The following is a 21736-nucleotide window of genomic DNA, read 5'->3' as shown; positions in this document are numbered from 1 at the left end:
CACTGCATTCACCTGCTTTGATTCAAAGCGTACCGGCCTTTTTCCAGCTCAGATAACAGCTGACCAATTGCGCCCCGAGTTCTCCGGGGCGCGCATCCAGTACCGGCACACCGTGGGCGATCAAACGTTCGTGCAGACCTGCGCGTGCGTTGAGGAAATCAATGGTGCCGCAGTAGGCCAGGGCGTCTTGCCAGGTTTGCACGGGGGTCTGACGCAGGCTGTCCAGCACTTCCTCTCGTAAACTGGCGACCAATACCCGATGCTGACGGCTCAGCTGTTTGACCGCGCCGAGCAATTGCTCATCGTCTTCATCACGCAGGTTGGTGACCAGCACCACCAGTGCGCGGCGTTTCTGCCGGGCGAGCAATTGGCGCACGGCGACGCTGTAGTCGGCGGGACGTTGTGTGCTCTTCAAGTCATAGACACTATTGAGCAGCACATTCAACTGTCCCGAGCCTTTGACCGGTGCCAGGTAGTGGTCCTTCTCGCCAGCAAAGGTGGTAATCCCCACCGCATCGCCCTGGCGCAGCGCGACGTAACTGAGCAGGAGGCAGGCATTGAGCGCATGGTCGAAGTGCGCCAGGTCTCCATCCTGACTGCGCATGCGTCGGCCGCAATCGAGCATGAATACGATCTGCTGATCACGTTCATCCTGATATTCGCGGGCGATGGGTGTGCGTTGGCGTGCTGTAGCTTTCCAATCGATCTGGCGCAGGCTGTCGCCTTCGCGAAATTCGCGCAGCTGATGAAACTCCAGTCCCAGGCCACGACGCTGACGCTGGCGCACGCCCAGTTGGCTGATCCAGTTATCCACCGCGAGCAGCTGGCCGCCATACACACGTGCAAAGTCGGGGTAAACGCGGGTGGCATCGACCAGCGGCAGATAGCGGCGCGTGGTCCATAAACGCAAGGTGCTGGGCAGGTTGATTTCGCACCGTTCGAAGCCGAAATGGCCGCGACTCAGCGGGCGCAGACGGTAGCCAAGCTGGGCGTGTTCGCCGGGGAGCAACGTGATGTTTTGTGGCAGGTTTTCAACGGTCAGGCCCTCAGGCACGTGATCGAACACGCTCAGTGTCAGCTGCTGGCTGAAATCATGCTCGACCGTGATGCGTACTTCGCTCCAGCGTCCCAGCGCCAGACTGCCCGGCAGTTGACGTTGCAGGCGCGGCGAGGGCTGGCGAGTGAGCCGCCAGGCATCAAGCAGGCTGAGCAGTATCAGCGCCATCAACAGCCCCCAACCTACCGCCGAAAGTTTCGCCGGAAGATCGATGCCCAACGCGTCCAAAGTGCCAAGGACAACAGCCAGGCACATCAATGCGCCAAGCCAGCCGAGCAATAAGCGAGAGGGCTTGAGCGCCTGCTTCATAGACGTGGCGCCGGAACCTGATCGAGCAGTTGTTTGAGCACTTGATCCACCGACAGCCCTTCGATGTCCAGCTCGGGCGAGAGCCTGACCCGATGGCGCAACACCGCAAGCGCGCAGCCTTTGATGTCATCCGGGATCACGAATTCGCCACCGCGCAACAGGGCTCGCGCCCGCGCCCCGCGAACCAGTGCTATCGACGCACGTGGCCCGGCACCCAAGGTCAGGCCTGGCCAGCTACGGGTTGCGCGCGCCAGGCGCACGGCGTAATCGAGTACCTGTTCGTCCAGCGGTAATTCACTGGCAATGCGTTGCAGGGCCAGCACGTCCTTGGCTTGCAGGACGGTGCGCAGCGGCTGTACATCGAGCATATCGGCCTTGGTCGAGCGTGTGACCTGACGAACCATGCTCAGTTCTTCGGCGGAGTCTGGATAGTCCATGCGCAACTTGAGCATGAAGCGGTCGAGTTCAGCTTCGGGCAGAGGATAGGTGCCTTCCTGCTCGATAGGGTTTTGCGTGGCCAGCACCATGAACGGCTGTGCGATCGGCAGGGCGCGTCCCTCCAGGGTGACCTGTCGTTCCTGCATGGCTTCGAGCAGCGCGGCCTGGGTCTTCGCCGGAGCACGGTTGATTTCATCGGCCAGCAGCAGGTTGGTGAACAGCGGACCTTTGCGCAGTTTGAACTGTTCGGTCTGGAGGTCGTACACCGCGTGGCCAGTGACATCACTGGGCATGAGATCGGGAGTGAACTGAATCCGGGCGAAATCCCCGCCGAAGCAGCGGGCGAGGGCGCGGACCAGTAACGTTTTGCCCAGCCCCGGAACACCCTCGATCAGCACATGGCCGCCAGCGATCAGCGCAGTCAACACATCGTCAATCACTGTGTTCTGGCCGATCAGGACTTTTTGCAGCTCCTGGCGCAGGGTCTGAGCCAAATGGCTGGCACGTTGGCGTTGCTGGGCCTGATTGCTGGGCGCTGTCGTGGTCTCGGCGCTGCTTTGCGGGTCCATCGGGTAGTCGCTCATAGGGCATTCCTGAGAGTTTGCAGGTGGGCAACCTGACGGGTGAATTCTGCGCTGGACAGTCGCTGAGCGGGCCGTGGGCGCAGGGCCTGACTGACAGCGCTGGTGGGTTGGCGCGTCAGGCGCCCAAGCACATGCCATTGGTCGGCGATGCCGAGGTGTTCGAAACCGGGATGACGCTGTCGGGCGCGACGCAAGATGTCTTGCTGCAATCCACGCAACAGGACCTGTTGACCGCTGCGTCTGAGCAGGAAATCGGCACTGGCGCGCAGGTGTTCGGTCAATTGCCGACGCGCACGGGAGGCCGGGGCCTGCAGCGGGCCGTGACGCTGGCCTGCATGCCACAGCAGCAAGGTGATCAGCAACATCAGCGCGGTCAACGCCTCCGGAAAATACCGCAGCAACAGGCTGAACAAATCAGCGTGCCCGGATTGCAGCAACATCGTCACCGAGCTGTCCTGCGTCAGATACCACAGCAGCCAGGCATTGTCGTAGCGGGCGATGGTCTTGTTTTTCCACAGGTCGCTGTCGCTCAGGACGGTGATCAAACCGTCGCCGTAGGCCAGTTGCATCATGTGCGTGGCCGAGCCGCTGTTGGCCCAGGACTGAGCACGGTCCTTGGGGTCGTCCAGGTGAAAGTCAGTATCGAAACTGAAATAGGCCGGGTCGTCTTCGTTTTCCAGGTACAGCTTGGTCAGGCTTGGGTAGTCCGTCGGCGCCAGGGGGGCAGGCTGCCTGGGCACGATGGCTTTTGCCCGGTCCTGTGTTTGCAGGTCCGCGCTGAGGAATTGGTGAATCTGCACCCGGTCCAGCAGCAGGTCGCCGCTGCGGCCTTTCTGTTCATCCCAGAGTTGCTCGGCGACGAACAGCAGATGACCGCCGGATTTGGCCCAGTCCAGCAGTCGCTCGACTTGCCGGGGCGTCATGTTCTCGCGGCTGGCGAGGAGCATCAGGGTCTGCGGCTCCTGACGCGCGTCGGGCAAGTTCTGGAGTGCATCGGTGACCTGGACCGGCACCGAGCGTTGGCGCAGGAAATTTTCGGCGGCCAGGTAGGGATTGCCGCGTACGTCGGGCGACGGACCTTGGTCGATGACCTCGGTGTAACGCTCTAGGTGCGTGTACAGATAACGGCCGGCCAGCCCGAGCGCGACGATTAATAGCAGGCCAATCAGCAGTGTGTTGCGTCTGGTCATCGGGGGAGCCCCGAACCGAACAGTTGCCGCCAGCCGTCACACAGTTCCTGCTGCAGATGCGCTGGGGGCAGGTGATGGCCATAGGCGAGGTTCTGCCAGTGTTCAGTCAAGTGTTGGCTGTACTCGTGCAATGCCTGCTGTTTGAGCTGCGCAACCTGCTGCAAGACCTCGCCCTCGGTGTCGGCATTCTTCAGCGGCAGCTGGTAGTCGGTCAACAGGCGGCTGAGCAGCGCTCGATACAACAGGCCCAGGGCCTTGCGGGGTTGAGTGGCCCACAGGCGTTCGGCGGTGCCAGCCACGTCATCGGGCAGGCTTTGGGCGTTGACCTGCAAACCGAATAATTGCCGGGGGACGTTGCGTTGAGTCTTTTCCGGGCCTTGGCGACGGCTGACGAAGGTGCTGATCCAGGCCCGGTATCGCCAGATCAATACGCTGACCAGGATGATCGCCCCTGCCCACAGCAGCACTTCAAACACATGGGCAAGTACGCTGGCGATACGCGCCAGCCAGTTGATCAAGCGCAGTAGCCACTGGGCTGATTCCGCAGGTTTTTCCGCTTTGCTAGCCGCTTTGTCTTCGATCAAGCGCCAACCGGTCACGGTCTTGGGGTTCTTGAACGGCGGTTGTGCCAGTTGCGCGTTGATGCTCTCGCGTGCGGCGTTGCTGGTCAGTGCCTGATGAGTCAGGCGTGGGCTGTCCGGCCCGGTGGGGGCGTGTTCGGGTGATGCAGGATCAAGCGGTGGCAATGGGCAGCTATAGCTTTGCTCCGTAGCCCAGGCGGACGGGGTGGGTGTTGAAAAAACCAGGCCCAGGCCGATCAACATGACATAGGCGCTGCCGATCAGGCGTTGGCGCAAACGGCGCAACACCAGTTCGATATCCCAGGCTTCCAGCGCGGTGCGCCTGTTCAGGTACAAAGTGAAGCCGCTGGCCACATAAATCGGTTCCCAGAAAATCAGGATCAAAGCATAAAAAGCATTGCTCAGGTGTTCGAGCCAGTGCCAGTTGCCTTCGATGTCGAGCAGGCTGTTCCAGCTCCAGTTCAGTTCGACCTGTTGTGGGATCAACAAATAGAAGACGCTCATCAACCCGAGCCATAAGGTCATTTCCAGTGCGCTGCCGACCGATGTCAGCCAGCGTGCGGCGCGCAGGTTGTGTTGGCTGAGAATGCCGATGCGCTGCTGGCGTGCCGGGCCGGATAAGTGTTCAAGTTGTTGCACCGGCAGTTTGAAGCTGCGGCTGAGGCTCAATCGGCGCCAGGTCAGGCTGGCCAGCAACTGCGGCTTGAGTGCTTTTGGCCAGGCTTTCAGGGCTTGCTTGAGGCTGGGCGTCGAGCCAAAAATCGCTTGCGAAAGAATCAGCAGCGGCAGGCGCTCAAAGGCTGGTTTGAGCCACCAGAACACCAGGATCGCAATCGTTGGCGCGTTCCAGAACACCACGCTGAGCACGGCGAAGATCGGCAGCGTAACGACGGCCCAACTGGCCATGAGTAAGCCGCGATGCTCGCGAGCCAGCAGCACGCCAAGGTCGATGGCTTCCCATGGATTGCGCGGGCGAATCACGACACTGGCGTCAGTCAGGCGCATGGCCACTCCGTCCAGCGAAGATCAGGTACGCCCCGACGAGCCCCCACAGGCAGGCGCCGACAAGGTATTTGGTCAGCGGTTGAAAAGTTGTCATTGATGACCAGTAGGCTTCGATAAAGGCCGCGATCAGCAGAAACAACATGACCCCACACATCAACTGCACGCTCACTTTTGCCGCCAGCCGCAGCGCCTCACTGCGCGGTAGAGGCCCGGGCGCAAGCAAAGCCCAGCCCAGCTTGAGGCCTGCGGCGCCAGCGAGGGCAATGGCGCTGAGCTCAAAAGCACCATGGCCTATGACGAATGACCAGAAGGTCTGCCCGTAGCCGACTCCGCTGAGATGGCCGGCCACCGCGCCGATCATCAGACCATTGAAAAACAGAAAAAACAGACTGCCCAAGCCGAACAGCAGTCCGGTGGCGAAGGTCTGAAAAGCGATCCCGATGTTATGCATGATGTAATAACCGAACATCATCCAGTCTTCGCTGGAGCCTCGCGTCGCCGCCTCACCGATGCGCCGCGCCGCCGGGTCGTACATGCTTTCCATCTCGGTCACCTGCGCGGGGCTGACGACGCTGTAGACCAGGTCCGGAAAGACATACACCAACAGGCCGATGCCGATCAGGCTGCCGAAAAACAGCAGGCTGGCGACCAGCACGAAACGCCATTGCGTCCTGACCAGTCTCGGAAAGTCGGCGAGGACGAAACTCAACAGATGCGCACCCAGTTGGCTGCGGTGCCGGTACAGTTGTTGATGGCCGCGCATCGCCAAGTGTTGCAGCGGGTCGACCAGATGACTGCTGTAGCCGCGCTCTTGCGCCAAGGCAAATTGCTGGCAGATTCGGCGGTAGTCGCTGGCGAAGGCCTCGCAGGCCTTGCTCTCGGCTTTGCCGTGCTCCAGCGCGTCCAGCAGTTCGGCGAAGCGCTGCCAGTCAGGTTGATGGCGACTTTCGAACAGGGATTGCTTCATGTCGGCCCCAGCAGGCCGCGAGCGATCCCATTGAGGTGCGCGACGGCTTGATCTGCGGGGACTTGCAAGGGCTGCGCAAGAATCGCGGCCAACTCCTGCGTGCGCTCGGCGGACAGGCTGGCCTGCCGCTCAGCGAAGCCCAACAGCGCGCGCTGCTCGTCCAGGGTCAGGGCGAATGGGGCAATCAGCGGCAGCGCATGGGGCAGCGTCGGGCGCACGCCGGGCGGGTCGCAATAGACTACCAATGTGCCTGCGGCCAGATCGCCCAGACGTTTGAAAGTGGGGTGCTGCAAGCAGCTCACGGCACCCAGAAAGTAACCGAAGGGCAGCATGTCGACGAAACGCAGCAGGTTGCGGGTCAATGACGCTGGCCAGCCAATCGGCGTGCCGTCGTCGTGAACCACGCGAAGGCCCATGATCTGCTTGCCGACAGTGCGCCCTTGATTCAGCACCTCGAACAGGACCATGTACCCCCACGTCCCCAGAAACAGCACAAGCGCGCTCAGGCCCATGCCGAACTTATCGAACAGGCTGAGGAAGATAAATAGCCCGCCCATGACCAGTGCACGAACCAACAGGTCGAGAGTAAACGCCAGCGTGCGCGGCACCAGGCCTGCCGGGCGCAGGATCAGATCGATGCCTTCCGGGGTTTCGATACGGGCGCGAGTATCCAATGGTATGTGCGGCGCAGCACTCCTTGGTAAAGCTGGGGGGAAGGACATTATCGAGTGATGCACGCCTGAAGACAAAGCCCGATGCTAGCCAGCACGGGCCATCGAAGCAACCAGACTCTCCAAACGGATAGGTACAAGACGTGTGAGTAAATGTATCCGCTGCGTGCCTGAATCAGCCGATTGGCCATTTATGCTGCGCACCCCCTACACTTTGCCGGTCTTCTGTTCAGGAATAGCCCGTGACCTCCAGCATCTTTTGGTACGACTATGAAACCACTGGCATCAACCCGCGCAATGATCGTGCGCTTCAGGTTGCCGGTATCCGCACGGACGCTGAGCTCAATGAGATCGCTGCGCCGATTAACCTCTACTGTCAGCCGAGCGAGGACATCCTGCCGCACCCGGCAGCGTGCCTGATCACCGGCATCACCCCTGACCGCCTGGCCGAACAGGGTTTGAGTGAAGCCGACTTCATGACCCGGGTGCATGCTGAGTTGTCGGCACCAGGCACCTGTGGCGCAGGCTACAACACCCTGCGCTTCGACGACGAAGTGACCCGTTACAGCCTGTATCGCAATTTTTTCGATCCCTATGCGCGGGAGTGGCAGGGCGGTAATAGCCGTTGGGATTTGATCGATGTCGTGCGAACGGCATATGCGTTGCGCCCGGAAGGGATCGTCTGGCCCGAGGAGGAGGGGCGAGTGACCTTGAAACTTGAGCGTCTGACCGCCGCCAATAGCATCGATCACGGTCAGGCTCATGATGCCTTGTCCGATGTGCGCGCTACGATCGCCTTGGCGCGTTTGATTCGTGAGAAGCAGCCGAAACTGTATGACTATTTGTTTCAGCTACGCAGCAAGCAGCGAGTGCAGGAACAGATCCGTTTGATGCAGCCGCTGGTTCACATCTCCGGGCGCTTCTCCGCTGCGCGCAGTTACTTGGGTGTGGTATTGCCGCTGGCGTGGCATCCGCACAATCGCAATGCGCTGATTGTCTGTGATTTACACCAGGACCCTGCGCCGTTGCTTGAGCAGGACGCCGATACATTGCGTCAGCGCTTATATACCCGGCGAGATGATCTTGCCGACGGTGAATTGCCGGTGCCGCTCAAGCTGTTGCATATAAACCGCTGCCCGGTGGTCGCGCCGCTCAACGTGCTGCGTGCCGAAGATCAGCAGCGTTTGCAATTGGACATGGCCCAGTATCAGGCGCGCGCGCAGCAGTTAACAGACGCGCAGGAACTTTGGCAGGATAAAGTGAAAGCCGTTTATGGCCGTGAAAATTTTACGCCCAGTGAAGACCCGGAGCAGCAGTTATATGACGGGTTCCTCGGTGACCGTGATCGACGGTTGTGTGAGCAAGTACGCACTGCCGAGCCGGAACAATTGGCCCGCGACGAATGGCCTTTTGATGATGAGCGTCTGCCTGAATTATTATTCAGATACCGCGCGAGGAACTTTGCCAACACCTTGACTGTCGAGGAGCAACAGCGCTGGTATACCTTTTGTCAGCAGCGCTTATCGCGGGCTGAGAGCGGAGCGCCTAATACATTACAAAGTTTTACGAAATCCCTGGTTGAGTTGTCCCTTAGTGCTACACCAGCCCAGCTTAAGGTATTGAGCCAATGGCAGGATTACGCCCAGCAACTGCGCGAGCGCTTCAGCCTCTGAAGGGCCATCTGGTTGGGGGAGGGGCATTTTCTGTAATGCGTGGCAGGCCATAAACGGCAGATAATAAAAAACGCCAGCAAGCTGGCGTTTTTTTATGAGCCGTCATTGCTGACGACCGGTGTTCACTTAGCCCAGCAGAGTTGCCCAGCCTTCAACTACATCACCGCCCCACTTGGCTTTCCACTCTTTCAGAGTCTTGTGGTTGCCGCCTTTGGTTTCAATGACTTCGCCGTTGTGCGGGTTCTTGTACTGCTTGACCTTGCGCGCACGCTTGGTGCCGGTAGTCTTCACGGCGCCGCGAGGAGTCTTGCTAACTTTGGACTCTGGATCAAGCAAGGCGATGATGTCGCGCAGCGATTTTTGATATTCGCCCATCAGGGTGCGCAGCTTGCCTTCAAATTCAAGCTCAGTTTGCAGTTTGTCGTCTTGCGACAGACTTTTCAAACGGGCTTGCAGTTCTTTGATGGCTTCTTCTGTGGCACGGTATTCGTTGATCAGGGACATGAAGGGGTACCTTATGTTCAGAGGGTGGCAGGGACGCAGTGATGCAATAATAGTCAGACAGTTTGATCAAGTAAACATTAAAGAAAAGTTTTAGGGCAATTATTTATAAAATAGGCCCTGCGCAACAGTGCGACGACATTAGATGTTGTACCGTGGGCGCTGAAGGATATCGCCATAATGGCCCTTTCTAATGCAGGGCATTAGTCGGTGCTGAGTAGACAGCTATCATGGAAAGCGGCGCTGCCTGAGGACGCGGGCCCCAATGACCTCGGCGGTTTCAGACTCGGCGAGAGGAGTACTGCAGTTTCTCTGCGTAATCGCTAGAATGGCGGCCTTTGCGAAGTTCTGGAGTTTTTCCCTCATGCGCACTTTTCGGCTGGTGATTGCTTGCCCGGACCGCGTCGGCATCGTTGCTAAAGTCAGTAACTTTTTGGCCGCCTATAATGGCTGGATTACCGAGGCGAGCCATCACTCGGACAATCTCAGTGGTTGGTTCTTTATGCGTCACGAGATTCGTGCCGACACAGTCCCCCTGGAACTTGAAGAATTTCGCAAGGCGTTCACGCCGATTGCCGAAGAGTTCTCCATGGACTGGCGCGTCACGGACTCGGCGCAGAAAAAGCGCGTGGTGTTGATGGCCAGTCGTGAATCGCACTGTCTGGCAGATCTTCTACACCGCTGGCACACCGATGAACTGGACTGCGAAATCGCCTGTGTGATTTCCAACCATGAAGACCTGCGCAGCATGGTCGAGTGGCATAACATCCCTTATTACCATGTTCCGGTGGACTCAAAGGACAAGGAGCCGGCGTTTGCCGAAGTCTCGCGTCTGGTCAAGCACCATGAGGCGGACGTAGTCGTGCTGGCGCGTTACATGCAAATTCTGCCGCCGCAATTGTGCCGTGAATATGCGCATCGGGTGATCAACATCCACCACAGCTTCCTACCGTCGTTCGTGGGGGCCAAGCCCTACCACCAGGCTTCGCTACGTGGCGTGAAGCTGATTGGTGCGACCTGTCACTACGTGACTGAAGAACTCGACGCGGGGCCGATCATCGAGCAGGACGTGGTACGCGTCAGCCACCGTGACAGCATCGAAAATATGGTGCGCTTCGGTCGCGACGTGGAAAAGATGGTGTTGGCTCGCGGGCTTCGTTACCACCTGGAAGATCGGGTACTGGTGCATCACAACAAGACGGTCGTGTTCGACTAGTCTCAAGTACCTGGCTTACTGCCATTCGCGAATAAATCCGCTCTCACACAGGTTTGCTGTGGGGTGAGTTTATTCGCGAAGGCATAGCGATGGAGGCGAAGATGACCGATCCACTCGACAAAGCCACATCGAGAGCACCGCCCACGCTTGGCGAGGGCTGCCTGAGTCGTTATGACCCGGAGGCGCTGGGTCTGGAGGACGGTGCGGACTTCAACGGTGCCGCCGAGCTTTGGCGGCAATTGCAGCAAGCGCCTGAGGCGCCAACGGGCACACCGAAAAAATAATCAGGCGTGTTTGAGGCGTATCAGCTTGTTCAGCAACGGTCGTCCGACCAATAGTAAAAACACCGGCCCACCGGCGATCAAGTAGAAGTAGTACGTCACCGCCCGCCAGATCAGGATCGCCGCAGCTGCCGTGGACTTACCCACCATGGGGGCCAGCAGTGCCGCCGATGTCAGTTCTGCAGCGCCTGCGCCACCCGGCAACAGGCTCAGTTGCCCCGCACTCAGTGACAGCATTTGAATCAGAAAACTCCAGGCCCACGCTATGTCCACGCCCAAACCATGCAAGGCGAGATACAACACGCTGTAACGCAAGCCCCAATGCAGGCAGGTCAGCACGAACACCTGCGCCAGTTTTTGCCGAGGCATCTTCAGCGTGTCGACAAACGCATCACGAAAATGCAGCAGTTTGCGTGCCCAGTGCCGACGAGTCGTGGCACTGGTGTTGACGCGTTTGAGCAGGCCCCCGTTGAGTTTGATGATCTGCCGATGGTAGCGGGCGAAGCCGATGCCCAGGCACAATCCGCCAAGCATCAGAATCACACTCAGGCTGAGCATCCACTCCAGCTTCTGACTGAGTTCGTGAAACAGTGCATACAGCAGAATGCCAAGCAGGGCACACAGGAAGAACAGCAGATCACTGAGTTGGTCAGTGGCGAAGACCGCGCTGCTTTTAGCCGGGCGTATGCCATTGCGCGACAGCAATGTCATTAATGTCAGTGGCCCGCCACTGCCGCCCGGCGTTGCGCAAATCGCGAACTCGGTGGCTATGACCACCCCGAGGCTTTTCAGCGGACTTAGCCCGCCCACGCTGTCACCCAGCAATAGACGCAAGCGTAGCGAGTTCAGGCCCCAGCACGCGGCGATCATGCCAAGCATTCCCAATAGCAGGTCCAGAGGGAAGCTGCGCAGGCGCAGGAACATCTCACTGCCACCCAACACAAGCGGAATCAGTAGGGCGGCGAGCAGCCCTGCCAATAACCAGGCAAGTCGTTTCACGCGGCTGACCTCATGGCTGGATGCTGTGTGGCAAGCCAGTGTGCCTTGGTCATGGGCGTACGGCCGCTCTGGATCAGTCGTTGCAGGATTTGTAGCCAGTAGCGGCGGGCATACTCATGGCGCATGTCGACCGGGTGTAAGCCCAATCGAATGGTCGATGCCGCCTGAAACCTGTGTTCGAGGTGCCCGCTGAGGATTTTCGACACGCCGCGACGCCAAGGGCTGCGGGCACTCCAGACAATGCCCGGCGCTTCAATCCGGGCGAAGTCCGGCAGCCGATACAAATGCTGAGCATCGCTGGTGTAGTGCAGAGGCAAGCTGCGCAAGGCGTCTCGCGTGCCCTCACTCATCAGCCAGGCGGGGGCAATGAACCCATGGAGCGGCCAGCCTAAGCGCTGAAATAATTCGATTCCGGCATGCAGTCGTACCAACGCCTCATCCCGGTCCAGAGCATAAAACTCGCCTTCCCACGTGAAAATGCGCCGCATGAAATAGTCGCGCGGTGTGCGCGGCGGCGGGCTATCGTCGCAATGGTAGTAGCCATGCAGCGCCAGTTCATCGCCGTGGGCAATACGAGTTTCCAGCACGCGCTGAAAGTGATTGTCAGTGCTTACCGCATTGCGTTTATGAAAGTCGGGAACCACTAACAGAGTCATTGGGATATTGCCCAAAGCGTCTATGGCTTGAACAAATGGCTGGTAATCGGTCCAGGTTTCGGGCGCCACATCATGAAGCACCAACAATACGCTACGTTCGATGTCAGCCATGAGCGAGCACCGGTAAGCGGCTGCCCAGGACAGCTTGATAGTGTTCAAGCAGGCCCTCGACCACAGTGTCCCACGCGTATCGCTGTTCTACGTGCTGTCGCGCCTGGTAGCCTTTTTGCACGCTGTTGTGGCTGAATAATTCTCGTACGGCGCTGGCCATTGACAATGGATTGTTCGGCTCGCAGAGCAGGCCGCACGCTTCAGGGACGATTTCGGAAAAGGCGCCAGCAGCCACAGCAATGACGGGAATGCCGCTGGCCATGGCTTCGAGAATCACCAGGCCAAAGGTTTCCTGATCGCCTGCATGCAGTAAGGCGTCGGCGCTGGCCAACAAACGGGCGATTTCGCTGGCGGGGCAGAAATGACCGATGACCGACACATTGTCCGGAACTGCATCTGGCATGTGCGAGCCGACCAACAACAGGTGATAGCCAGCGCCCAGTCGTTTCATGCAGTCGAGCAGCACGGGCAGGTTTTTTTCACGCGATCCGCGTCCGGCGAAAATCAGCAAACGGGTGTCTTCGTTGAGGCCTAGCTCGGCTTTAAGGCATGGATCGCGAAGGGTTGGTGTAAATGTCACAAGGTCCACGCCCAGCGGTTGCATGTGCACATTCTCGACGCCCAATCGGATCAACTTGTCGGCCATGATGGTGCTGGGCGCCAAGACCCGGTCGAAATTGTTATACAACTTGCTGACGTAGGTCTCGACATTAGTGCCGAGCCAATTACCGATGCGATTACTGACCAGCAGTGGTAAATCCGAGTGATAGAAACCAATGACCGGTACATCCAGTTGGCGACGCGCGTCCAGTGCGGCCCATGCGGTTAAATAGGGATCGCCGACTTCGATCACGTCGGGCTGCAGATCTTTCAGGACATTGCGCCACGGTGCGAGGCGGAGAGGGAAGCGATAGCCGTTACCGAAGGGCAGGGCCGGCGCCGGTACCTTATAAATGCCGTCTTTGTGGCTCAGGCTGGCGCCGGGGATCAAGAGGCTGTGACGAACGCCTGAATAACGTCCCAAACGACGATGTTTTGCATCTAGATAAGTGCGCACGCCACCGCTGGCTGGTGCGTAGAACATGGTCATGTCAGCGATATGCACGGCAATCCCTCCGCAGCGTGGTTGTTCCTAAGGTTGACCACTGAGAAGAATAGATGTTCGGTGCAAAAAGGTGAGGCGCTGGTGTGGCAGCACCAAAATTAAACGTTCGGTGCTACTTTGTTTGATCGCTGAGAATCCAGGCTGACAGGCCAAAAAAAAGCGCCGAACAGGGCGCTTTTCTTGAGTCTTACTGTTTAAGCCAACACTTTTGACGCCACCCAGAACAAGCCAGCCGACAGTGCGATGGTCGCTGGCAGGGTCAAGACCCAGGCCAGGATAATGGCGCGCACCGTGCCGCCTTGCAAACCGCTTTTGTTTGCGACCATGGTCCCGGCAACGCCAGAGGACAGGATATGGGTGGTCGAAACCGGCAGACTGAAAACGTTAGCCAGGCCGATCGCGCAGGTGGTGGTGATCTGTGCCGACATGCCTTGGGCATAGGTCATGCCTTGCTTGCCGATTTTTTCACCTATGGTCAGTACCACGCGTTTCCAGCCAATCATGGTGCCCAGGCCCAACGCTAGGGCGACGGCAAGAATGACCCAGAACGGCGCATATTCAGTGGTCGCCGTCAGGTCCTTGCGCAGCTTCTCAAGGTCGGATTTTTCACGAGGTGCCAAGTTGGAAAGTTTGCCGACTTTTCGGGCAGTGTCATCCATGCAGAGCAGGTAGCGACGCACTTCGATGCGGCTTTCAGTCGACAGAGCGTGATAATCGACGACACCTTTAAGCGTGCTGAGCAGGGCGTTGATGGTCGGCTCGGTTTGCGTCGGGTTACAGCTGAAGCGCTCCGGCAAGTCGCCATCCTTCGATTTGCCCAAGGCCAGGAACTCACTCAGGGTGTCGGTGTTGCGCTGATAGAACTGGCTCAGGTGCAGGGTTGCATCCCGGGTCCGTTCGATCTGATAGGTGGTGCTGCTCAGGTCGAGAACGAACTGGCTTGGTACGATACCAATCAAGACCAACATGATCAGGCCGATACCCTTCTGACCGTCGTTGGAGCCGTGTACGAAACTGACGGTCATGGCGGAAACCACCAATACCAGACGGTTCCAGAAAGGCGGGTGTTTTTTGTCATCGATCTTGCGGCGCTGCTCCGGCGTTTTGTGCATCTTGGACAGCGGGCGCCACCATCTCAGAATGAGCAACACCAAACCGGCAACGATGAAGCCTGCCAGCGGCGAAAAGATCAGCGACGCACCGATGTCGATCGCTTTTTGCCAGTTCACGCCGTCGGCCAGCGGAATGCCGGTAATCAATGCGTTGGCGAGCCCGACTCCCAGAATAGAGCCGATCAGAGTGTGCGAGCTGGATGCCGGAATCCCGAAATACCAGGTGCCGAGGTTCCAGGTAATCGCCGCCGCGAGCAGCGAGAACACCATGGCCAGGCCATGGCCGGTGTTTACGTTGATCAGCAGTTCGACGGGCAGCAAGTGGACGATGGCGTAGGCCACGCCTACACCGCCCAGCAATACACCCAGAAAGTTGAACAAACCGGAAAAGAATACGGCCAGGTTGGGCGGCATGGCTTTGGTGTAGATGACAGTAGCTACCGCGTTAGCGGTGTCATGAAAGCCGTTGATGAACTCGAACGTGAGAACGAAGGCCAGGGCAAGCAGCAAGCTCACAAGCACCCAAGCATCTAGCCCGCTGAATAAATCGATCATGAAAATCTTCTGACCCGGTCGTAAGGGGGCGCGATTATGCCAGAAAACCCTATAAATCGATGCACTTGCTGCTCATTGGTTACATCATTAAACGAAATGGATGGCCACAGCTACCGCCCCAAAGGGCTGTCGGGAAGACAGCCTTTGGTTCAAAGTTGCCTCAAACCTCAGTAAAAACGAGCTCTGCGCCCATCAAGAAGGTGGCGCACCGTAAACCGCTACTGATTTTAGCCGCAAAGGCTAAGGTTCTTCCTTGAGGTCTTTTTCCATTTTTTGCAGTTCTTGCTTGAACGCCTGATCGAGAAGGCTGGCTCTTTTGCGCCAAGGCTTACGTTCGGGCTCTGGTTGTGCGGCGTAGGTGGTGACTTCCCCGCCGTATACATCCTTGTAACGTTGTTCCTGGCGCTCAAGTTCCACGCGCAGTTCATCTTTCGTCACAGTGTTACCTAATAATGTCGAGATTAATTCCGGTGACAGCGCAGAGCGCGGGAAGTGCTTACACCGGCGATGTCCAGTCTGCCGGGCTGTTTAAACAGTCGGACATTCCTTTACACACTACGTGTAAATACCTTCTTGCTGCTCGCGGCTACGGGCACCAGAAAAAACAGCTGTCGTAGCAACAGATATGGATTACAAGCGCGGTGGCTATCAATGGCTCGGTATCTCATCCGCGGACTGTCTGGATCGTGCACCGGGTCAGTGCAGGGTCCACGTGACTGGATCCACGCTTAGCGCGCTGGAGTTTCAATCACTGCGGGGCATTATAGCCAGTCAACCGAAGAACACTATCTCCAAGATGTTCGGTGCCGTCAACTTTATGTGCGCGATTGTTACGATATGTCTTCCATCAGTACTCTTTTTCTGTACGACAGTTCTGAAGTTTAGACGGCGATTGAATACCACTACAACTTCATGCCCGGGCCACAGACTGTTTCCAATTGAGGATGATCAGTAGGGGCACGGGTATAAGCCACGGTTTTTGTGGCACAGCGCGCAGGGGCAGACAGGGCGCATCAGAAACAATAGCGCAGCGGTTCTTCCGTGGTGCCGGAAGAGGCTGCGTATCGGGTAGCGTTGCGCTCGTGTACGGCGCTGAAAGAAAACGGCCTCGCTTCGTGGGCAAGGCCGTACCAATGGACTTCTCGTGGGTACCTGACCAGTATTTCCAAGAAGCCACTTAAGCGGCGAGTGAAAGGTATAAGGATAAAGGCGATGGGTCAATTGCGATTATCGGTCATTGGTTCGATAATCGCCCGAGACGGGCCCGATGAATTCCTTAGTGAAACGTTGTGAAGGGCTTTGTATCCGGCCTGAAAAGGCGTCGATAGGCGGTGTTTGGGATGAACGATCAACTGCGCAACTCATTTGCCTCGCTGGCGCCGCCGATTGTGGCGTCACCGGCCAAGCGGATTCAGGCGCTGACCGGCGACCCGGATTTCATGACGTCCCTGGCCAGAGGTTTGGCGGTGATCCATGCCTTTCAGGAGCGTAAGCGTCAATTGACGATTGCCCAGATCAGCCATCGCACGGAAATCCCCCGCGCGGCGGTACGCCGTTGCCTGCATACGTTGATCAAGCTGGGCTACGCCACCAGTGATGGCCGGACCTACTCGCTGTTGCCTAAAGTGCTGACGTTGGGGCATGCCTATCTATCATCGACGCCGCTTGCGATCTCGGCCCAGCCTTATCTGGACCGCATGAGCGATCAATTGCATGAGGCCTGCAACATGGCGACCCTCGAAGGCGACGATATTCTGTATATAGCCCGCTCGGCCACGACCCAGCGATTGATCTCGGTGGACCTCTCGGTGGGCGGACGGTTACCCGCCTATTGCACGTCCATGGGGCGCATTCTGTTGGCCGCGCTGGACGATGTTTCGCTCGGTGAATACCTCGATCACGTCGACCTGCAACCTAAAACCAGTCGCACGTTATCGACACCCGAGGACTTGTTGGAATGCCTGCAGCAGGTTCGCCAGCAGGGCTGGTGCATCGTTGACCAGGAACTCGAGCAAGGCCTGCGCTCGATTGCCGTCCCTGTATATGACGCCTCCGGCCAAGTGTTGGCCGCACTCAACGTCAGCACCAGCGCTGGACGCGTGGCCCGCAGTGAATTGGAGCAACGCTTTCTGCCGATCATGCTCGATGCTAGCCGCGATTTGAGTACACAGCTATTTACCTGACATTTTGAATACAGGGTGCCTGTTCGATCTCTTCGCGAAGAGCGGGCACTTTCAGTCTTCAGTCGCCTTCTTTAATTTGTGCGATTAACGAACAGTTAGTCGATTATCGGATTGTTTGCCCCTTCGCTCAGGCATAACCTGATTCGCATTCCAGCGCAGCTCACTTGCGCTATTTATTGATTGTGATGCGAGATCGGGAGCAACTCCATGGCTGAAATTCTTTCTCTGCACGATGCCGTGAAGCAATTCGTCAACGATGGCGACATCGTTGCACTGGAAGGCTTCACCCATCTGATACCCACTGCTGCGGGCCACGAAATCATTCGTCAGGGTAAAAAAGACCTGACCCTGGTACGCATGACCCCCGACTTGATCTATGACCAATTGATCGGTGCTGGCTGTGCGAAAAAACTGATTTTCTCGTGGGGCGGCAACCCTGGTGTTGGCTCCTTGCATCGCTTGCGTGACGCGGTCGAGAAACAGTGGCCGCACGCGATGGAAATCGAAGAACACAGCCACGCGGACCTTGCCAACGCCTATGTTGCAGGTGCGTCCGGGCTGCCTTTCGCGGTGCTGCGGGCTTACGCCGGTTCCGACCTGCCCAAGGTCAACCCGATGATCAAAACGGTCACCTGCCCCTTCACCGGTGAAGTGCTGGCGGCGGTCCCTGCTATACGCCCGGACATCACCGTGATCCATGCGCAGAAAGCCGACCGTAAAGGCAACGTGCTGCTGTGGGGCATTCTGGGTGTGCAGAAAGAAGCGGCACTGGCGGCCAAGCGTTGCATCGTCACGGTTGAGGAGATCGTTGATGACCTCAAGGCCCCGATGAACGCTTGCGTACTGCCGACCTGGGCCCTGAGCGCCGTCTGCCTGGTCCCCGGTGGTGCGCATCCATCCTATGCCCATGGTTACTACGAGCGTGATAACCGCTTCTATCAAGCCTGGGACGCTATTGCCCGCGACCGTGACAGCTTCACTGCGTGGATTGCCGACTATATCCACGGCACCGCTGATTTCAATGAATTCAAAGCCCGGTTGGCTAGCGTTTCGGAGGCTCAATAAATGACGTACACCACCAATGAAATGATGACAGTCGCTGCAGCCCGTCGTTTGAAGAACGGCTCGGTCTGCTTCGTCGGCATCGGTCTGCCTTCCAAGGCCGCGAACCTGGCCCGCCTGACGTCCTCGCCGGATGTGGTGCTGATTTACGAATCCGGCCCGATCGGCGCCAAGCCGAACGTGCTGCCACTGTCGATTGGCGACGGCGAACTGGCGGAAACCGCCGACACTGTTGTCTCCACCGGTGAAATTTTTCGCTACTGGTTGCAAGGTGGCCGGGTCGACGTCGGTTTTCTGGGTGCCGCTCAGGTTGACCGCTTTGGCAACATCAACACCACCGTGGTGGGCGACTATCACAATCCGAAGGTCCGCTTGCCGGGAGCTGGCGGTGCGCCGGAGATTGCCGGTTCCGCGAAGCAGGTGTTGATCATCCTCAAGCAATCGGCGCGGGCGTTCGTCAACAAGCTCGACTTCATCACGTCTGTCGGTCACGGCGAAGGCGGGGATTCACGCAAGAGACTCGGTTTGTCCGGTGCCGGTCCGGTGGGGATCATCACCGATCTGTGCATCATGGAACCTGAAGCCGGTACCCATGAGTTCGTGGTCACGACCCTGCATCCAGGCGTGACTCGCGAGCAAGTCATCGCCGCCACCGGTTGGGAATTGCGCTTTGCCGAGAATGTCGTGTACTCGGCTGAACCTACCGAAACAGAATTGACCGCTTTGCGTGATCTGGAAGCGCGTACCGCCATCGCTCATGGTCAGGCACCGGGAGAAGCATGATGCGTGACGTTTATATCTGTGATGCGATTCGTACACCGATTGGCCGTTTTGGCGGTGGCCTGTCGACGGTGCGTGCCGATGACTTGGCTGCACTGCCGATCAAAGCGCTGATGGAGCGTAACCCGTCGGTGAACTGGGACGAGGTCGATGAAGTGTTTTTCGGCTGCGCGAATCAGGCCGGTGAAGACAACCGCAATGTGGCGCGTATGGCCGCTTTGTTGGCGGGCCTGCCGCAGAGCATTCCCGGGGTGACCCTCAACCGTCTTTGCGCCTCGGGCATGGACGCGGTCGGTACAGCCTTCCGCGCCATCGCCAGCGGTGAGATGGAGCTGGCGATTGCTGGCGGTGTTGAGTCGATGTCCCGCGCGCCTTTCGTCATGGGCAAGGCTGATGCCGCGTTTTCGCGCAACATGAAGCTGGAAGACACCACCATTGGCTGGCGCTTCATCAACCCATTGATGAAGGCTCAGTACGGCGTCGATGCCATGCCGCAGACCGGCGACAACGTCGCTGATGACTATAAGATTTCTCGTGCTGATCAGGATGCTTTCGCCCTTCGCAGCCAACAGCGCACGGCCGTGGCTCAGGCCGCAGGCTATTTCGCTGAAGAAATCGTGCCGGTGCGTGTTACGCATAAAAAAGGCGAAACCATTGTCGCGCACGATGAACACCCTCGTGCCGATACCAGCCTGGAAACCCTGAGCAAGCTTAAACCGGTCAACGGGGCAGACAAGACCGTCACCGCTGGCAATGCTTCAGGCGTCAATGATGGCGCGGCAGCCATGATTCTGGCCTCTGCCGATGCCGTGAAAAAGCATGGTTTGACCGCCCGGGCTCGGGTGTTGGGGATGGCCAGCGCGGCAGTCGCTCCGCGCGTGATGGGCATTGGTCCGGTGCCTGCAGTTCGCAAACTGGTCGAGCGTCTTGGCTTGGCCGTGACTGATTTCGATGTGATCGAACTCAACGAAGCCTTCGCCAGCCAAGGCCTGGCTGTGTTGCGTGAACTGGGTCTCGCCGACGATGCTCCGCAGGTCAATCCCAACGGTGGGGCGATTGCGTTGGGTCATCCTTTGGGCATGAGTGGCGCACGTCTGATTCTGACGGCCCTGCATCAGCTGGAAAAAACCGGTGGCCGGAAAGGGCTCGCGACCATGTGCGTGGGGGTCGGGCAAGGCTTGGCGTTAGCCATCGAAAGAGTCTGATCACAACGTTTTAAAGCATTCAGGAAAGGACCGCCTCCACAAGAGTCGGACCCTCTTCTGGATGATTGCGTTTTGAGAGGTCAGTCGGTTACAGAATGTGTCTAGAATGGGGTAGTTACCCCTCAGAGTGAACTCCCAATGACAATAACAAGTACCACCGTCTCCGAGCCCGTGCATTACACCGGGGAGGAGCGTCGCAAGCGGATTTTTGCCATTGTCGGTGCCTCTTCGGGCAACTTGGTGGAGTGGTTCGACTTCTACGTCTACGCCTTCTGTGCCATTTATTTCGCGCCGGCCTTTTTCCCTTCCGATGACCCGACCGTGCAGTTGCTTAACACGGCGGGCGTGTTCGCCGCCGGTTTTCTGATGCGTCCGATCGGTGGCTGGCTGTTTGGCCGGGTGGCCGACAAGCATGGCCGCAAGAACTCCATGATGATCTCGGTACTGATGATGTGCGGTGGTTCACTGGTCATCGCCTGCCTGCCGACCTACGGCACGATTGGCGCGTGGGCACCGGCCTTGCTATTGGTCGCCAGGCTGTTCCAGGGGTTGTCCGTGGGTGGCGAATACGGCACCACGGCAACCTACATGAGCGAGGTTGCGCTCAAAGGGCAGCGCGGCTTTTTCGCTTCGTTCCAGTACGTGACCCTGATCGGCGGCCAGTTGCTGGCTGTGTTGACAGTGGTCATCCTGCAGCAGTTTCTCAGTACTGAAGAGCTGCGTGCGTATGGCTGGCGCATCCCGTTCGTGGTTGGCGCCATCGCAGCAGTGATTTCCCTGTTCCTGCGTCGCTCGCTCAAAGAAACCACGACGGCAGAAACGCGTAAGGACAAAGACGCCGGGAGCATGCGGGCGTTGTTCAGGGATCACAAAACGGCCTTTATCACCGTGCTCGGTTACACCGCCGGTGGCTCGCTGATTTTCTACACCTTTACCACCTACATGCAGAAATACCTGGTGAACACCGGGGGCATGGAAGCCAAAACCGCTAGTTACATCATGACCGGCGCGCTGTTCCTTTATATGTGCATGCAACCACTGTTCGGTATGTTGGCGGACAAGATCGGGCGCCGTAACTCGATGCTGTGGTTCGGCGCGCTGGGCACACTGTGTACGGTGCCGATTCTGATGACGCTGAAAACGACGACCAATCCGTTTATGGCGTTTCTCCTGATCACTCTGGCGCTGGCGATTGTCAGCTTCTACACCTCGATCAGCGGTCTGGTAAAAGCCGAGATGTTCCCGCCTCAAGTTCGTGCATTGGGTGTCGGCGTGGCCTATGCCGTGGCCAACGCGATCTTTGGTGGCTCGGCCGAATACGTCGCGCTGAACCTGAAGAATATGGGTATGGAGAGCAACTTCTACTGGTACGTGACCGTCATGATGGCGATCGCTTTCCTGTTCAGCCTGCGCCTGCCGAAACAACCGGCGTTTTTGCATCACGATCATTGATCCATCCGCGCGCGCCCGGAAGGGCTGTCTCTTATACACATCT

The 21736-nt window shown here is 58.2% G+C and carries 20 protein-coding genes; 8 read left to right on the top strand and 12 right to left on the bottom strand.

Annotation, left to right across the window (positions count from 1 at the left end):
- Positions 1–22 precede the first annotated feature (22 nt).
- From QN399_RS13100 to QN399_RS13075, 6 genes are read right to left on the bottom strand one after another with little or no spacing between them, the layout of a single operon-like run.
- Positions 23–1366 (bottom strand): DUF58 domain-containing protein, encoded by a 1344-nt coding sequence (locus tag QN399_RS13100; RefSeq protein WP_322181698.1) that lies wholly within the window; start codon positions 1364–1366, stop codon positions 23–25.
- Complete coding sequence (locus tag QN399_RS13095) at positions 1363–2373, bottom strand: MoxR family ATPase (RefSeq protein ID WP_322278445.1); 1011 nt, start codon at positions 2371–2373, stop codon at positions 1363–1365. Before QN399_RS13095 ends, QN399_RS13100 begins: the two co-directional genes overlap by 4 nt.
- A gap of 11 nt (positions 2374–2384) precedes the next feature.
- Positions 2385–3578 (bottom strand): DUF4350 domain-containing protein, encoded by a 1194-nt coding sequence (locus QN399_RS13090; RefSeq protein WP_330201023.1) that lies wholly within the window; start codon positions 3576–3578, stop codon positions 2385–2387.
- Positions 3575–5164 (bottom strand): DUF4129 domain-containing protein, encoded by a 1590-nt coding sequence (locus QN399_RS13085; RefSeq protein WP_322217889.1) that lies wholly within the window; start codon positions 5162–5164, stop codon positions 3575–3577. The genes QN399_RS13090 and QN399_RS13085 overlap by 4 nt, the downstream gene beginning before the upstream one ends.
- Entirely contained in the window at positions 5151–6131 is a 981-nt protein-coding gene (locus QN399_RS13080; RefSeq protein ID WP_322181692.1) for a stage II sporulation protein M, read from the bottom strand. The genes QN399_RS13085 and QN399_RS13080 overlap by 14 nt, the downstream gene beginning before the upstream one ends.
- On the bottom strand, positions 6128–6853 hold the full coding sequence (locus QN399_RS13075; RefSeq protein WP_322181689.1) for an RDD family protein: 726 nt from the start codon (positions 6851–6853) through the stop codon (positions 6128–6130). Before QN399_RS13075 ends, QN399_RS13080 begins: the two co-directional genes overlap by 4 nt.
- A 191-nt stretch (positions 6854–7044) precedes the next feature.
- Here QN399_RS13075 and sbcB point away from each other — a divergent pair, with 191 nt between their 5' ends.
- Positions 7045–8475 carry an exodeoxyribonuclease I gene (gene sbcB / locus QN399_RS13070; protein WP_330201022.1) on the top strand — a complete coding sequence of 477 codons (1431 nt, stop codon included), beginning with the start codon at positions 7045–7047 and terminating at the stop codon, positions 8473–8475.
- A gap of 126 nt (positions 8476–8601) precedes the next feature.
- Here the strand turns inward: sbcB and mvaT are convergent, their stop codons facing one another.
- Entirely contained in the window at positions 8602–8979 is a 378-nt protein-coding gene (gene mvaT / locus QN399_RS13065) for a histone-like nucleoid-structuring protein MvaT (protein ID WP_322181685.1), read from the bottom strand.
- A gap of 361 nt (positions 8980–9340) precedes the next feature.
- On the opposite strand from mvaT, the gene purU reads away from it, so the two are divergent.
- The gene (gene purU / locus QN399_RS13060) at positions 9341–10192 is read left to right on the top strand and encodes a formyltetrahydrofolate deformylase (protein WP_322181683.1); all 852 of its coding nucleotides are present in this window, start codon (positions 9341–9343) and stop codon (positions 10190–10192) included.
- 101 nt (positions 10193–10293) lie between these two features.
- Positions 10294–10476, top strand: a complete 183-nt coding sequence (locus tag QN399_RS13055) for a hypothetical protein (RefSeq protein WP_322181681.1) — start codon at positions 10294–10296, stop codon at positions 10474–10476.
- On the opposite strand, the gene QN399_RS13050 is transcribed toward QN399_RS13055, so the two are convergent.
- The 5 genes from QN399_RS13050 to QN399_RS13030 form a co-directional block, all read right to left on the bottom strand.
- On the bottom strand, positions 10477–11472 hold the full coding sequence (locus tag QN399_RS13050) for a lysylphosphatidylglycerol synthase transmembrane domain-containing protein (protein ID WP_322181678.1): 996 nt from the start codon (positions 11470–11472) through the stop codon (positions 10477–10479).
- The gene (locus QN399_RS13045) at positions 11469–12239 is read right to left on the bottom strand and encodes a polysaccharide deacetylase family protein (protein ID WP_322181675.1); all 771 of its coding nucleotides are present in this window, start codon (positions 12237–12239) and stop codon (positions 11469–11471) included. The genes QN399_RS13050 and QN399_RS13045 overlap by 4 nt, the downstream gene beginning before the upstream one ends.
- Complete coding sequence (locus tag QN399_RS13040; protein ID WP_322217882.1) at positions 12232–13344, bottom strand: glycosyltransferase family 1 protein; 1113 nt, start codon at positions 13342–13344, stop codon at positions 12232–12234. The genes QN399_RS13045 and QN399_RS13040 overlap by 8 nt, the downstream gene beginning before the upstream one ends.
- Positions 13345–13538: 194 nt before the next feature.
- Positions 13539–15011 (bottom strand): inorganic phosphate transporter, encoded by a 1473-nt coding sequence (locus tag QN399_RS13035; protein ID WP_322181673.1) that lies wholly within the window; start codon positions 15009–15011, stop codon positions 13539–13541.
- A 240-nt stretch (positions 15012–15251) separates the two neighbouring features.
- Positions 15252–15449, bottom strand: a complete 198-nt coding sequence (locus QN399_RS13030; RefSeq protein ID WP_219062180.1) for a hypothetical protein — start codon at positions 15447–15449, stop codon at positions 15252–15254.
- A gap of 902 nt (positions 15450–16351) precedes the next feature.
- Here QN399_RS13030 and pcaR point away from each other — a divergent pair.
- From pcaR to QN399_RS13005, 5 genes are all read left to right on the top strand, one after another.
- Positions 16352–17194, top strand: a complete 843-nt coding sequence (gene pcaR, locus QN399_RS13025) for a pca regulon transcriptional regulator PcaR (protein WP_219062179.1) — start codon at positions 16352–16354, stop codon at positions 17192–17194.
- Between the two features lie 207 nt (positions 17195–17401).
- The gene (locus QN399_RS13020; RefSeq protein WP_322181670.1) at positions 17402–18259 is read left to right on the top strand and encodes a CoA transferase subunit A; all 858 of its coding nucleotides are present in this window, start codon (positions 17402–17404) and stop codon (positions 18257–18259) included.
- Positions 18260–19039, top strand: a complete 780-nt coding sequence (locus QN399_RS13015; RefSeq protein ID WP_330201021.1) for a CoA-transferase subunit beta — start codon at positions 18260–18262, stop codon at positions 19037–19039. It abuts the gene before it with no gap.
- Positions 19036–20241 (top strand): 3-oxoadipyl-CoA thiolase, encoded by a 1206-nt coding sequence (gene pcaF, locus QN399_RS13010; protein WP_322217880.1) that lies wholly within the window; start codon positions 19036–19038, stop codon positions 20239–20241. Before QN399_RS13015 ends, pcaF begins: the two co-directional genes overlap by 4 nt.
- Positions 20242–20379: 138 nt before the next feature.
- On the top strand, positions 20380–21693 hold the full coding sequence (locus QN399_RS13005) for an MFS family transporter (protein WP_322217878.1): 1314 nt from the start codon (positions 20380–20382) through the stop codon (positions 21691–21693).
- Positions 21694–21736 lie beyond the last annotated feature (43 nt).

Origin of the sequence: Pseudomonas sp. 10C3, from assembly GCF_036346185.1 — a bacterium.
In the GTDB taxonomy this organism is placed as follows: Bacteria; Pseudomonadota; Gammaproteobacteria; order Pseudomonadales; family Pseudomonadaceae; genus Aquipseudomonas.
Note: the sequence above shows the minus strand (reverse complement) of the source record. Positions and strands in the feature narration are given on the sequence as shown.